This is a genomic window from Streptomyces sp. NPDC048612 (assembly GCF_043199295.1).
Taxonomy (GTDB): Bacteria; Actinomycetota; Actinomycetes; order Streptomycetales; family Streptomycetaceae; genus Streptomyces.
This window is the reverse complement of the sequence record NZ_JBICVV010000009.1, coordinates 24,414-38,481: the sequence shown is the minus strand read 5'-3', so window position 1 is coordinate 38,481 and position 14,068 is coordinate 24,414. Positions and strand designations below refer to the sequence as shown.

Here is a 14,068-nt window from a genome sequence, read left to right as displayed (position 1 = left end):
ACGGATCGGGCGGGTATGTCCGCCATACGGACTGGCTTGATCCGTGCGTACTGCTGTCTGGTTTACTGCCGCTCATGACCACGACGAGCTACCGCACCCCTGCGACCGAGGCGTATCAGACGCCCGGTGCTCGTTGCATGTGTCGAATGTGTGACCGCTGAGGGCCCCCGCCTGAGCCTCGCGCCCCGAAGCGAGACCTGCCATGCGCCGCACGTCGGACTCCCGACGCCCCCGGCCGCCCCGCGTCACCGGAACCCGGAGCCGGGCCCCGCGCCCGCCGCCGCTCCCTGTTCCCCTCTGCCGCACTCGCAAGCAATGCCCCGTGCCCGGCGGGTGAGCCGCCGAGCACTCGACAGTGACGGAAATTCCCTAGTGATCACCACAACGGGCCTGACCAAGGTCTACCGTTCAGGAGACCGCGAAGTCACCGCCCTGGACGGCGTCGATCTGCACGTCCGCGAGGGCGAGGTGTACGGCGTCATCGGCCAGAGCGGTGCCGGCAAGTCCACCCTCATCCGCTGCCTGAACCTCCTGGAGCGCCCCACCTCCGGCACGGTCACCGTCGCCGGCCAGGAGCTGACCTCCATCGCCGGCCGCGGCAAGCGCGCCAGTGCCCAGCTCCGGGCCGCCCGCAGCCACATCGGCATGGTCTTCCAGCACTTCAACCTGCTGTCCTCGCGCACCGTCCAGGACAACGTGGAGCTGCCGCTGGAGATCCTCAAGGTCGACCGCAAGGAGCGCTCCCGCAAGGCACTGGAGCTGCTCGACCTGGTCGGCCTCGCCGACAAGGCCCAGGCCTACCCCGCCCAGCTCTCCGGCGGCCAGAAGCAGCGCGTCGGCATCGCCCGCGCACTGGCCGGCGACCCCAAGGTGCTGCTGTCCGACGAGGCCACCAGCGCCCTGGACCCGGAGACCACCCGCTCCATCCTCCAGCTGCTGCGCGATCTCAACCGCAAGCTGGGCCTGACCATCGTGCTCATCACGCACGAGATGGACGTCGTCAAGACGATCTGCGACTCGGCCGCCCTGATGAAGAACGGCCGCGTCATCGAGCAGGGCACCGTCGCCGAACTCCTCGCCACCCCCGGCTCCGAGCTGGCCCGCGAGCTGTTCCCGGTCGGCGGCGAGCCCTCGGCCGACGACCGCACCGTCGTCGACATCACCTTCCACGGCGCGGCCGCCACCCGCCCGGTGATCTCCGAGCTGTCGCGCACCTACAACGTGGACATCTCGATCCTCGGCGCCGCCATGGACACCGTCGGCGGCAAGCAGATCGGCCGGATGCGTATCGAGCTGCCCGGCCGCTTCGAGGAGAACGTCGTGCCCATCGGCTTCCTGCGCGAGCAGGGGCTGCAGGTGGATGTCGCCGACGTCGCCGACGCCGATGTCGCGGCAGCCGCCGCGGCCGCCCCCGGCCCGGCGACCCCGGAGACCGCCGCCACGCTGCAGAAGGAAGGTGCCAAGTGACCTGGAACGAGATGCAGCCGCTGCTGTACGACCGCACGCTCGACACCCTCTTCATGGTGTGGTGGTCGACGTTCTACGCGGTGCTCCTCGGCATCCCGGTCGGTGTGCTGCTGCACCTGACCGAGCGCGGCGCCGTCCTGCAGAACATCGTGGTGAACAAGGTCCTCGGGGCGGTCGCGAACATCGGACGGTCCTTCCCGTTCCTGATCCTGATCGTCGTGCTGATCCCCTTCACCCGGCTCCTCGTCGGCGTCTCGATCGGCCCGACCGGCGCGGTGGTCCCGCTCGCCATCGCCGCCATCCCGTTCTTCGCGCGGCTGGTCGAGGCCGCCCTGCGCGAGGTCGACCACGGACTGGTCGAGGCCGCCCACGCCATGGGCGGCGGCACCTGGACCATCGTCTTCAAGGTGCTGCTCCCGCAGGCGCTTCCCGCGCTGGTCGCGGGCGTCACCACCCTCGTCATCCAGCTGATCGGCTACTCCGCGATCGCCGGTGCGGTCGGCGGCGGCGGTCTGGGCGACCTCGCCTACACCTACGGCTACCAGCAGTACGAGACCTCGCTGATGATCGCCACCGTGGTGGAACTGATCCTCCTCGTCACCCTCGTCCAGGTGCTCGGCGACCTCGTCGTCCGCCGGCTCGCCCACCGGGGGACCCGTAAGTCCTCGCTGCGCGTCGGCCTGCGCCGCACCCGCACCGAGGAGCCGGCAGCCGTCACCGAGGCCGCCTGACCGCTCCACCCCGCAACACCCCCGAGCCCGGACCCTTTGCCGGGCGGACATCGCGCGCAACGCCGCGTGGGAACAAGAAAGAGGCACTCTTCGTGCGCAACACCGTCAAGCTCACCGTCGCCATAGCCGCCGCCTCCGCCGTCGCCCTCGGCGCGAGCGCCTGCTCGGCCCCCTCCGACACCACCGCCAGCAGCGACAAGGGCGACAAGAACGCCCCCCTCGTCGTCGCCGCGAGCCCCACCCCGCACGGCACCATCCTCGACTTCGTCAAGAACGAGCTGGCGGAGAAGGAGGGCCTCAAGCTGGTCGTCAAGCCGTTCACCGACTACAAGATGCCGAACAAGGTCACCGCCGACGGCCAGGTCGACGCCAACTTCTTCCAGCACAAGCCGTTCCTCGACACCTTCAACAAGGAGAACGGCACGCACATCGTGCCCGTCCAGAACGTGCTCATCGAGCCGCTCGGCGTCTACTCCAAGAAGATCGACAAGCTCTCGGAGCTCAAGTCCGGCAGCACCGTCTCGGTCCCGAACGACCCCTCCAACGAGGGCCGGGCGCTCAAGCTGCTCGCCGACAACGGCGTGATCACCCTCAAGCCCGGTGTCGGCTCCGAGGCCAAGCTGACCGACGTCAAGGACGACAAGGGCATCAAGATCACCGAGCTGGAGGCCGCCCAGACCGCGCCGCGCATCGACGACGTCGACGCCGCGATCATCAACGGCAACTTCGCCATCGGTGCCCACCTCAAGCCCTCCAAGGACGCGCTGGCCCTGGAGAAGACGAAGGACAACCCCTACGCCAACTTCCTCGCCGTCAAGAAGGGCAACGAGAGCGACCCGCGGGTCAAGAAGCTCGCCAAGCTCCTGAACTCCCCCGAGGTCAAGAAGTTCATCGAGGACAAGTACAAGGACGGCTCGGTCATCCCGGCCTTCGGCGCGGCCAAGAGCTGACGCCTGCGGGTCAGGGGCTGACGCACGCTTCCCGGCCAAGGGCTGACGCCTCCCGCCGGGCCGGTTCTGCGCCGGTCCGGTTTTTTCCCCGCCGCCCACCCCCCTTCGGGGGGTGGGCGGGTGTGGAGGTGCGGTTGCCCCGCCGCAGGTCACCGGAAGGTGTCCGTCCGCACGGACCGCCCGCAGGCCCCGGACCCGCACCGCGGGCGTCCGTTATCCACACGCGTGGCACAGCCGCGCGCCGATGCTGCATGCTGGTGCATTCAAGACGGTCAAGACGGCCCGTGACCTCGCGGTCTCACAGCCCGCGACGTTCCGGACACCACAGTCAACGGCGCGGGAGCAGCGGCATGACATCCACCTTTCCGGACATCTCCATCAGCACGGACCGGTTGGTGCTGCGCCCCTTCGAGGAGGCCGACGTGCCCTCCCTCACCGCGATGATGAACGACGAACTGGTCGCCTCCTGGACCGCGATACCGCAGCCGTACACCGAGGACGCCGCACGCGCCTGGACCACCGAGGGCGCCCCCGCCGAGCGCGCCGCGGGCCACGGTATCGATTTCGCGGTCACCGAGTTCCTCACCCAGCGCCTGGTCGGCGTGGTCCAACTGCGCAACACCGACTGGCGTATCCGCTCCAGCGAGATCAACTACGTCGTCGCCTCCTGGGCCCGCGGAGAGGGATACGCCTCCGAGGCCTCGCTCGCCGTCGCCCACTGGCTCTTCCACCACCAGAAGTTCGAACGCATAGAACTGCGCACCGCCGCCGACAACACCGCCTCCCAGCAGGTCGCCCAGAAGATCGGCTGCATCAGCGAGGGCGTGCTGCGCAACGCCTTCATAGCCCGCAGCCGCACCGAGGACGGCGGCTGGGCAGACATCCGTACCGACCTGATCGTGTGGAGCCTGCTGCCCGAGGACCTCGAAGGAGTCCCCGGCCGGCTGGCGGACGCGAACGGATTCAGCTATCCCGAGTGGAACTGACCACGCCCGCACTCAGGTCCGTACCGCAGGGGGTAGTCTCGGCCTGCCGCGCACCCGCGCGACCGGCGCGGACCGGCGCACCACAGCGGCACCACCGCCGGCCTGCGGCTCTGCCCGCCGCCCCGCCCGCGTAACCACAGCAGCCCCAGGAGACTGACGAGCATGGCCGACCGGGTCACGGTGATCGGATGGGACGGCTCACCACTGACCGCCGCCGCCCGCTCCGCGCTCGGCGCCGCCACGCTGGTGGCCGGCGCCGCCCACCACCTCGCGCTGCCCGAAGTCCCGCCGTACGCCGAACGCATCCGGCTCGGCAGCGTGAGCCTGGCGGCCCGCCGTATCGCCCAGCACCGCGGCACCGCCGTCGTGCTCGCCGACGGCGACCCCGGCTTCTTCGGCGTCGTCCGCACCTTGCGGGCCCCCGAACACGGCCTGGAAGTGGAAGTGGTCCCGGCCGTCTCCGCCGTCGCGGCCGCGTTCGCCCGGGCCGGCATGCCCTGGGACGACGCCCAGATCGTGGTCGCCCACAGCCGCGACCTGCGCCGCGCGGTCAACGTCTGCCGCGCCCACACCAAGGTCGCGGTGCTCACCTCACCCGGCGCCGGCCCCGCCGAACTCGCCCTGCTGCTCGGCGGCGTCCACCGCACCTTCGTCATCTGCGAGGAACTGGGCACCGAGCGGGAGCAGGTGACGGTCCTCACCTCCGACAAGGCCGCCGACCATGTCTGGCGTGACCCCAATGTCGTCATTGTCGTCGGCGGTTCGCCCGGCGGGGCCGCGGCGCAGGGCACCGGCTGGATCGCCGGACACGAGGTCGGCCACCCGACGGGCCCACGAGGCTGGGGACTTCCGGCGAGCGCCTACGGGGGCGCCCTGGGCGAGGGCGAGTCCGTCCAGCTGCGCACCGCACAACTCGCCCGCCTCGGACCGCAGCTGGGCGACCTGGTCTGGGACATCGGTGCGGGCAGCGGAGCCGCCGCGGTGGAGGTCGCACGCTTCGGCGCCGCCGTCATCGCGGTCGACGCCGACCCGGACGCCTGCGCACGCACCGCCGCCCTCGCCCGCCGCCACGGCGTCCAACTCCAGGTCGTGCACGGCCGGGCGCCGCAGGTCCTGGAGGACCTGCCCGAGCCCGACGTCATCCGGGTCGGCGGCGGGGGAGCGGACGTGCTCACCGCCTGCGCGGCCCGCCGTCCCGAACGGATCGTCACCCACGCGGCCACCCGCGACGAGGCCGAAGCGCTCGGCCGCGCGCTGGCCGACGGCGGCTACGACGTCGAGTGCGCACTGCTCCAGTCCGTGGACCTGGACACTTCCGCCTGGGTCGAACGCGAGCGGTCCGTGGTGTTTCTGCTCAGCGGATATCGCGTTCCTCACCCGTGACCAGCACGGCAACCCGCGCGGGGTAGGCTGGCGGATCGTTGCGCCGCCGTTCCGCATTCGGCTTCGTACGCCAATATCCGGAAAGTGCCGTGGTTTTGGCCGAATATGAAGCTCTGGAGAGCGGACGTGCCGCGAAGCGCGCTCGCTCGTTCTAGCTATCGGGGCGTCGGCGCGCCCCGGTCGAGCGCGTCGCACGAGCGGTTGGAAGGAGCACTACCAATGGGCGAGGGGTACGCATGACCGACACCGGCCAGGTCCCGGGCGAGGGACAGCCGGAGAACGCAGGCGGACATCCCGGGCAGCCGCAGCCGGCGGCCGCTCCCTCCCCTGCCGACGCCGGACCGACGGAGCTGCCCGGCATGATGCCCCCGCCGGGCGAGTACCCCTACCTCGACCAGGCCGACGCCACCGTCGAGGACGACGACCTGCTGCTGATGCCGGGCGCTCAGGGCGCCTGGAGCGAGCAGTCCGCCGCCCAGCCGCTCCCGCAGCCGCAGGAGACCCACCAGGCCGCGGGCCAGCAGCCCCAGCAGGGCGTGCCGTTCGACGCGGCCGCCCAGGGGGCCACCGGCTTCGAGCCGATGCCTGCCCAGGCCGGCGACCACGAGAGCGGTGGCCGGGACTCCGGTTCCGTCGACCTCAGCGCCGTCCGCATTCCCCAGCCCGCCGCCCCGCAGCCGGACCGTGCCCGCGCCGCCGCACCCGCCACGCCCCCGCGCCGTCCGCTCCACATGGGCCCGCCCGTCCCCGACCCGACCGGCGGCGTGGTCCGTTCCCTCGCCGACCGCGGACCGGCCGAGGCACCCTCGCCGTCCCCCGCACGGCACGCCGGCCCGCCCACCGGCGGCCCCGAATACTTCGACGCCCCGGCCACGCCCGCGCCGGACGCCCAGCCGGTGACCGGTGACCGGCCCGCCGCGGAGACGGCGGCGGCCGAGCAGCACTTCGCCGCGCCCTCATACGGTGAGCAGCCCTACGGCGGCCAGTTGTACGCCGAGCAGACCTACGGGGCCGCCGGCCAGGGCCCCTTGCCCGGCCCGCAGCTCGGCGAGATCCCGTCGCAGGTACCCCAGTGGCACGAGGCCTCCGCACAGACGGCGGCCCCGCTTGCAGAAACGGTCGCCCCCGAGGCGCCGGCCGCGCCCGCCGAGGCCGTGCAGCCCGCTCCCGCGGCGCAGCCCGCCCCGCAGGACGCGGCGCTGCCCGCCGAACAGCCGGCGCCGCTGCCCGCCGAGGACCCCGCGCAGGCCGGGGAGGCCGCTCCGGTTGCCGGGACCGCCGCCGACGCCGGGCAGGAACCGCAGCCCGAGGCCCCGACGCAGCCGCAGGACAGCGCTCCGGACGCGGCGCCGGACGCGGCCGTTCCTGAGCAGGACGGCACGGCAGCCGAGGCCACCGCCGAGGCCGGGACCGAAGCTGCCGCGCCTGAAGCCGCCGTGGCGGAGGCTGAGGCGGCAGAGGCCGTCGCTGTGGACGCCCCTGAGGCCGACGCCCCCGAGGCCGCCGCACCCGTTGCTGAGGTGCCCGCTGCGGATGCCGTTGCTGCGGAGACCTCCGGACAGGACGCCCCGGTTGCGGACCCCGCGGCTTCGGACGCCCCGGCTGAGGCTCCGGTTCCGGGCGCCCCAGCTGCGGCCGCCCCCGCCGAGGCTCCCGCTGCGTCCGCTCAGCAGCCCGAGGCCGTCGCCGTCGACGCGGAGCCTGCGCAGCAGCCCGCCGACCAGGCCGCTCCCGCCGAGCCCGAGGCCGCTCCCGACGCGCAGGCACCGGCACAGACCGCTGACGCCCCGGCCGAACCTGCCCCCTCAGACGCGGCGGGCCAGGCCGCTGACCCCGTGGCGGAGCAGCCGACGGCCGACGCCCCCGCCGAAGGCCCGCAGGCCGAGCAGCCCGCCGACCAGCCCGAGGCCGCCGCCGAGGTCCCGCAGCAGCCCGACGCACCGGCCGTCGCCGCCGAGGCCCAGCCGGAGTCCCCGGCCGCCGCCGCGACCGAGCCCGCCCCGGTCGAGCCCACGCCCGCCGAGGCCACGCCGGCTGAGGCCACCCCGGCGGACGCCGACCCGGTCGAGGCAACCGCCGATGCCGCGGCCGCCGAGCCCACCGCCCCGACACCCGCCTCCGCTCCTCAGGCCCCCGCGCCCGACGACGGCGTACCCGAGGAGCAGGCCGTCATAGAGCCGCCCGAGGCACCCCAGCAGTCCCCGGCGCAGCAGGAGGACGCCGCGCAGCCGCTGCCCGGCGCGCCTGACGACGCCGCAGGTCAGCAGGCCCCCGAGGAGTCCGCCCCCGAGGCTGTGGCGCAGGACGCCGACGCCCCCGCCGAGCCGCAGCCCGCAGTGGCCGGCCCGGAGGACACCGAAACCGCTGCCGGCCCGGACGCCCCCGCCGCCGAAGCAACCCCCGCCGAGCCTGCCCAGGACACCGCTCCCGCCGAGGACACCGCCCCCGCCGCCGAGCCCGCGGAGGCATCCGACGCCCCCGCCGAGCAGCCCGCCGAGGTCCCGCCCGTGGCCGTCCACATCCCCGCCCAGGCGTCCGGTGAGCAGATCCCCGTGGACGCCCCGGCCCCGCAGGCCGCGGCCCAGGACGGCGAGCCCGCGCCCGACGCCGACGAGCAGCCCCAGCACCAGGACGCCGACGCCTTCGTCCAGCTTGGCGAGGACCAGCTCGGCGAGGGCAAGGACGGCGACCAGGGCGACGACCAGGCGCAGGCCGCCGACCCGCAGCACCCCGCCGCGACGCCCGACGGCCCCGAAGCCATCGACCTGGCCGACGCCACGGCCCCGGCCCTCGGGTACGACGACTCCGAGCGCGCCGCCGTCCACCGCGTGATTCGCGAACGCCGCGACATCCGCAACGGCTTCCGCAGCGACCCGATCCCCAACGACGTGCTGCTGCGCGTCCTGGAGGCGGCCCACACCGCCCCCAGCGTCGGCCACTCGCAGCCCTGGGACTTCGTGGTCATCCGCTCGGACGAGACCCGCGAGAAGATGCACCAGCTCGCGATGGCGCAGCGCGAGGCCTACGCCAAGTCGCTGCCCAAGGCGCGCGCCAAGCAGTTCCGCGAGCTGAAGATCGAGGCGATCCTCGAAACGCCGGTGAACATCGTCGTCACCGCCGACTCCACCCGCGGCGGCCGCCACACCCTCGGCCGCCACACCCAGCCGCAGATGGCCCCGTACTCCTCCGCGCTCGCGGTCGAGAACCTCTGGCTCGCCGCCCGCGCCGAGGGCCTGGGCGTCGGCTGGGTCAGCTTCTTCGACGAGCGGGAGATGGTCCGCGAACTGGGCCTTCCCGACCACCTCGAAGTCGTCGCCTACCTGTGCATCGGTTACGTCGACGAGTTCCCGGAGGAGCCGGAGCTGCTCCAGGCCGGCTGGTCCAAGCGCCGTCCGCTGTCCTGGGTCGTCCACGAGGAGACGTACGGCCGCCGCGCGCTGCCCGGCGAGAACCCGCACGACCTGCTCCAGGAGACCCTGCAGGGCATCCGCCCGCTGGACGCCAAGGCGCTCGGCGAGGCCTGGGAGCGGCAGAAGCGGATGACCAAGCCCGCCGGGGCGCTGGGCATGCTGGAGATCATCTCCGCCCAGCTGTCCGGGCTGTCCCGCAAGTGCCCGCCGCCGATCCCGGAGCCGGCCGCCGTCGCGATCTTCGCCGGTGACCACGGTGTGCACGCCCAGGGCGTGACCCCCTGGCCCCAGGAGGTGACCGGCCAGATGGTCGCCAACTTCCTGGGTGGCGGCGCGGTCTGCAACGCCTTCGCCAACCAGGTCGGCGCCGAGGTCTGCGTCGTGGACGTCGGCGTCGCGAGCGACCTGCCCGCCACCCCCGGTCTGCTGCCCCGCAAGGTCCGCGCCGGCACCGCCGACTTCACGGCCGGCCCGGCGATGACCCAGGAGGACGTGCTCAAGGCCATCGAGGTCGGTATCGACACCGCCCGCGACCTCGTCGCGGCCGGCAACAAGGCGCTGCTCACGGGCGAGATGGGCATCGCCAACACCACCACCTCCGCCGCGCTGATCTCGGTCTACACCGGCGTCGACCCGGTCGAGGTCACCGGCCGCGGCACCGGCATCAACGACGAGACCCACGCCCGCAAGGTCGACGTGGTCCGCCGCGCCCTGGAGCTCCACCAGCCCGACCCGGCCGATCCGATCGGCGTCCTCGCCGCGATCGGCGGCCTGGAGCACGCGGCCCTCGTCGGACTGATCCTGGGCGGCGCCTCGCTGCGCACCCCGGTGATCCTCGACGGCGTGAGCGCCGGCGCCGCCGCCCTGGTGGCCCGCGCCATCGCCCCCGAGGCGCTGGCCGCCTGCATCGCCGGACACCGCAGTGCCGAGCCCGGCCATGTCGCGGCCCTCAACAAGCTGGGCCTGCGCCCGCTCGTCGACCTCGATCTGCGCCTCGGCGAGGGCACCGGCGCCCTGCTCGCACTCCCCGTGGTGCAGAGCGCCGCCCGCGCGATGCACGAGGTCGCCACCTTCGACTCCGCCGGAGTGACGGAGAAGACCTGATCAGGCCCTGACCTCCGCATGACCCCCGGCCCGCAGCCCCATAGGCTGTGGGCCGGGGCCGTACCGCCGCCCCGGGCCGTCCCCCGCACCAGCCGCTCCAGAGCCGCAGCGGCTGCGCCGGTCGCCGAACCCGCATCATCCGCACAAGGAGCCCTACCGCCATGGCCGAGCATGCCGCCGAACACGCTGCCTACCCCGTCGGACTGCGGCTGTCCGGCCGCCGGGTGGTTGTCCTGGGCGCCGGCCAGGTGGCCCAGCGCCGGCTCCCCTCCCTCGTCGCCGCCGGCGCCGAGATCCTGCTGATCTCCCCGTCCGCCACCCCGTCCGTCGAGGCGATGGCCGACGCCGGTGAGGTCCGCTGGGAGCGCCGCCGCTACCGGGACGGCGACCTCGACGGTGCCTGGTACGCGCTGATCTCCACCGACGACCCGGAGGCCAACGCCGCCGCGTCCCAGGAGGCCGAGGACCGCCGGGTGTGGTGCGTACGCTCCGACGACGCCGAGGCGGCCACCGCCTGGACCCCGGCCACCGGCCGCAGCGAGGGCGTCACCGTCGCCGTGCTCACCGGCCGCGACCCGCGCCGCTCCGCCGCCGTACGCGACGCCATCGTCGAGGGCCTCCGGGACGGCAGCCTCGCCGCCCCGCACCACCGCCGCCCGCACACCCCGGGCGTGGCGCTGGTCGGCGGCGGCCCCGGCGACCCCGACCTGATCACCGTCCGCGGCCGCCGGCTGCTCGCCGAGGCCGACGTCGTGATCGCCGACCGGCTCGGCCCCCGCGACCTGCTCGCCGAACTCCCGCCGCACGTCGAGGTCATCGACGCCGCGAAGATCCCCTACGGCCGTTTCATGGCGCAGGAGGCCATCAACAACGCGCTGATCGAGCACGCCAAGGCCGGCAAGGCCGTGGTCCGGCTCAAGGGCGGCGACCCGTTCGTCTTCGGCCGCGGCATGGAGGAGGCCCAGGCACTCGCCGAGGCCGGCATCCCCTGCACCGTCGTCCCCGGCATCTCCAGCACCATCTCGGTGCCCGGCGCCGCCGGCATCCCCGTCACCCACCGCGGCGTCGCCCACGAGTTCACCGTCGTCAGCGGCCATGTCGCCCCCGACGACGCCCGCTCGCTGGTGGACTGGCCCGCGCTCGCCACGCTGCGCGGCACCCTCGTCATCCTGATGGGCGTGGAGAACAGCGGCGCCATCGCCGCCAAGCTGATCGAGCACGGCCGCGCCGCCGACACCCCCGCCGCCGTCATCCAGGAGGGGACCACCGCCGCCCAGCGCCGCGTCGACGCCACCCTCGCGACGCTCGGCGAGACGGTCCGGGCCGAGGGCGTGCGGCCCCCGGCGGTCATCGTCATCGGCGAGGTCGTCGCCGTCGCCCCTGCCCCCAGGTAACCGATCCCCCGACGCGGCATTGGCACCCCGACACCGACAAGGCACTATCTCCCCGTGGCAGAAATCATCACCGTCGACGACCCGGACGACCCCCGGCTGGCCGACTACACCGGCCTGACCGACGTCGAGCTGCGGCGCCGGCGCGAGCCCGCGGAGGGGCTCTTCATCGCCGAGGGCGAGAAGGTCATCCGGCGGGCCCGGCACGCCGGTTACCCGATGCGCTCGATGCTGCTCTCGGCCAAGTGGGTCGACGTCATGCGCGATGTCATCGACGAGGTCCCGGCACCGGTCTACGCCGTCAGCCCGGCCCTCGCCGAGCGGGTGACGGGCTATCACGTGCACCGCGGCGCACTGGCCTCCATGCAGCGCAAGCCACTGCCGGACGCCACCGAACTCCTCGCCGGCACCCGGCGCATCGTCGTCATGGAAGCGGTCAACGACCACACCAACATCGGTGCGATCTTCCGCAGCGCGGCGGCCCTGGGCATGGACGCGGTGCTGCTGTCCCCGGACTGCGCCGATCCGCTCTACCGCCGCTCGGTGAAGGTCTCCATGGGCGCGGTGTTCTCCGTGCCGTACGCCCGCCTGGAGAGCTGGCCTCGCGACCTGGCCGCCGTACGGGAGGCGGGCTTCAAGCTGCTCGCCCTGACCCCGGCCGAGAAGGCCACCGCCATCGACGAGGCCGCCCCGCACACCCTGGAGCGCGCCGCGCTGATGCTGGGCGCCGAGGGCGACGGCCTGAGCACCGGCGCCCTCCGCGCCGCCGACGAATGGGTCCGCATCCCGATGGCACACGGCGTCGATTCCCTCAACGTCGGCGCGGCCGCCGCGGTGGCCTTCTACGCGGTGGCGACCGGGCGCGCCGGGGGGGGGGGGGGGGGGGGCCGGGCCCCCCGGGGGGGGGGGGCGCGGCGGGGGGGGGGGCGCCCCCGGGGGGGGGCGGGGGGGGGGCGTCGTTGCCCACCCCGGCGGCGCGGCCGCCGCGGTGGCATTCTCCGGGGGGGCGCCCGGCCGACCGGAGTGAGGCGAGGGGGGCCGCCTCACTCCGGTCGGCCGGGATGACCTGCGGGATGTCTCCTCAGCTGGGCTGACCTGCGGGGTGCCGCCTCAGCTGGGCTGACCTGCCGGGTACGCCCTCAGCTGGGGTGGCCTGCCGGGTCGTGGAACAGCGGAATAACCGCCCCACCCCGCCGCGTTGAGGCCCCGAAGGGGGCCCTCGCACCCCCTAGGGGTTCTGTTCCCCCACCCCGTAAGGCCTCTCCGCCCCGGCCTCCGCCCGGGCCTGCGCCCCGGCCTCCGCCCCGGCGACCACCCCCGCCGACGGCACCGCCGCCACCGACCGCTCCGCCCCGAGCCCCTGGGCCGGCCCCTGGCACCCCTGGGCGGCCGCGATACCGAGCGCCACCAGCAGCGTCACCACCACGAACACGATGACGCGCTGCCGCAGCAGCCGACGGTCCGGTCCGGGCCGGCGCCCGCCCGAGGCCGTGCGCACGGGGGTACGTGAACCGTTTCGCCCCGTGGGCCGCGGGGCCGGGACCCGGCGTCCGTTCCGCCCGCCGGTCCGCGGAGTCTTCCCCGCGGCCGATACCGGCCCGGCCGGCCGGGCGCCCGCGTTCCGCGGAACCTGAGGGCGGGAGGGGTGCGGACGCGGTGTGGAGCCCGCCGTCCGGCGCTCGGTGCGCTGGCGCGCGTACTCCTCGGCCCGCTGCCCGGTCGGCCGCTCCGCCGTGCGGCGCTCCCCGCGCTCCCAGCCGGCCCCGGCCCCGTCGTCCAGGGGCCCGCCGGACAGCCCGTGCGCCTCCCGGGCCGCGATCTCCTTGAGCCGCAACGACAGCGACAGGGTGCTGGGACGGTCCGCCGGGTCCTTGGCCAGACACGAGGCGAGCAGCGGCGCCAGCGCGTCCGGCACCCCGCCGAGGTGTGCCTCCTCATGGACCACGCGGTAGAGCATGACCTCCGAACTCCCCTGGCCGAACGGGGAATCCGCGGTGCAGGCGTACGCGAGGGTGGCGCCCAGCGCGAAGATGTCCGTCGCCGGGGTCACCGCGGCCCCGCGCACCTGCTCCGGCGCCAGAAAGCCCGGCGAGCCGACGGCCGTACCGACGTGGGTCAGGGTGCTGGCACCGGTCGCCCAGGCGATACCGAAGTCGATGATCCGCGGGCCCTTGGGCGACAGCAGGATGTTGGACGGTTTCAGGTCGCGGTGCACCACGCCCGCGTCATGGACGGCCAGCAGCCCCTCGGACAGCGCCGCGCCGATGGAGGCGACCTGCGCCGGGGACAGCGGGCCCTCCTCGTTGACCTTGTCGTGCAGCGAGGGGCCCGGTACGTACTGCGTGGCGAACCAGGGGCGGTCCGCGTCGAGGTCGGCCGCGACCAGCCGGGCCGTACAGCCGCCGCGAATCCGACGGGCGGCGGACACCTCCCGGGCGAACCGCGAGCGGAACTCCTGATCCTCCGCCAGGTCCGGCCGGATCACCTTGAGTGCCACCCGCTGCCCGCGCTTGTCCGAGCCGAGGTAGACCACGCCCATCCCGCCCGCCCCGAGCCGGCGGTGCAGCCGGAACGTCCCGACGACACGCGGGTCCTCGCGTCGGAGCCGCATCATCGCCATGTCCGTCCCCTACCTGCGGTGGGGAG

The 14,068-nt window shown here is 74.1% G+C and carries 8 protein-coding genes and 1 pseudogene; 8 read left to right on the top strand and 1 reads right to left on the bottom strand.

Annotated features, from left to right (window positions below; all coding sequences use genetic code 11):
- The first annotated feature begins 372 nt into the window (after window positions 1-372).
- The 8 genes and pseudogenes from ACGFN2_RS15915 to ACGFN2_RS15880 form a co-directional block, all read left to right on the top strand.
- Entirely contained in the window at window positions 373-1,467 is a 1,095-nt protein-coding gene (locus ACGFN2_RS15915) for an ATP-binding cassette domain-containing protein (RefSeq protein ID WP_362610059.1), read from the top strand.
- Window positions 1,464-2,198: a methionine ABC transporter permease gene (locus ACGFN2_RS15910; protein ID WP_362610057.1), complete on the top strand. Its 735-nt coding sequence runs from the start codon at window positions 1,464-1,466 to the stop codon at window positions 2,196-2,198. The genes ACGFN2_RS15915 and ACGFN2_RS15910 overlap by 4 nt, the downstream gene beginning before the upstream one ends.
- A 92-nt stretch (window positions 2,199-2,290) precedes the next feature.
- Complete coding sequence (locus ACGFN2_RS15905; RefSeq protein WP_362610054.1) at window positions 2,291-3,148, top strand: MetQ/NlpA family ABC transporter substrate-binding protein; 858 nt, start codon at window positions 2,291-2,293, stop codon at window positions 3,146-3,148.
- A 350-nt stretch (window positions 3,149-3,498) separates the two neighbouring features.
- Window positions 3,499-4,134, top strand: a complete 636-nt coding sequence (locus tag ACGFN2_RS15900; RefSeq protein ID WP_362610052.1) for a GNAT family N-acetyltransferase — start codon at window positions 3,499-3,501, stop codon at window positions 4,132-4,134.
- A 162-nt stretch (window positions 4,135-4,296) separates the two neighbouring features.
- Complete coding sequence (gene cbiE, locus ACGFN2_RS15895) at window positions 4,297-5,517, top strand: precorrin-6y C5,15-methyltransferase (decarboxylating) subunit CbiE (protein WP_362610051.1); 1,221 nt, start codon at window positions 4,297-4,299, stop codon at window positions 5,515-5,517.
- 236 nt (window positions 5,518-5,753) lie between these two features.
- Window positions 5,754-10,031 carry a nicotinate-nucleotide--dimethylbenzimidazole phosphoribosyltransferase gene (gene cobT / locus ACGFN2_RS15890; protein WP_393360650.1) on the top strand — a complete coding sequence of 1,426 codons (4,278 nt, stop codon included), beginning with the start codon at window positions 5,754-5,756 and terminating at the stop codon, window positions 10,029-10,031.
- Between the two features lie 161 nt (window positions 10,032-10,192).
- Window positions 10,193-11,425 carry a uroporphyrinogen-III C-methyltransferase gene (gene cobA, locus ACGFN2_RS15885; RefSeq protein WP_393360648.1) on the top strand — a complete coding sequence of 411 codons (1,233 nt, stop codon included), beginning with the start codon at window positions 10,193-10,195 and terminating at the stop codon, window positions 11,423-11,425.
- Between the two features lie 54 nt (window positions 11,426-11,479).
- A pseudogene (locus ACGFN2_RS15880) lies at window positions 11,480-12,286 on the top strand (TrmH family RNA methyltransferase); the annotation flags it as partial.
- A 364-nt stretch (window positions 12,287-12,650) separates the two neighbouring features.
- Here ACGFN2_RS15880 and ACGFN2_RS15875 read toward each other — a convergent pair.
- Window positions 12,651-14,042: a serine/threonine-protein kinase gene (locus ACGFN2_RS15875; RefSeq protein ID WP_393360646.1), complete on the bottom strand. Its 1,392-nt coding sequence runs from the start codon at window positions 14,040-14,042 to the stop codon at window positions 12,651-12,653.
- Window positions 14,043-14,068 lie beyond the last annotated feature (26 nt).

Bases quoted from the DNA above. Each gene is read 5' to 3' on its own strand.
- ACGFN2_RS15900 (WP_362610052.1), top strand. From the start codon at position 3,499: ATGACATCCACCTTTCCGGACATCTCCATCAGCACGGACCGGTTGGTG.
- cbiE (WP_362610051.1), top strand. From the start codon at position 4,297: ATGGCCGACCGGGTCACGGTGATCGGATGGGACGGCTCACCACTGACC.
- cobT (WP_393360650.1), top strand. From the start codon at position 5,754: ATGACCGACACCGGCCAGGTCCCGGGCGAGGGACAGCCGGAGAACGCA.
- cobA (WP_393360648.1), top strand. From the start codon at position 10,193: ATGGCCGAGCATGCCGCCGAACACGCTGCCTACCCCGTCGGACTGCGG.
- ACGFN2_RS15875 (WP_393360646.1), bottom strand. From the start codon at position 14,042: ATGGCGATGATGCGGCTCCGACGCGAGGACCCGCGTGTCGTCGGGACG.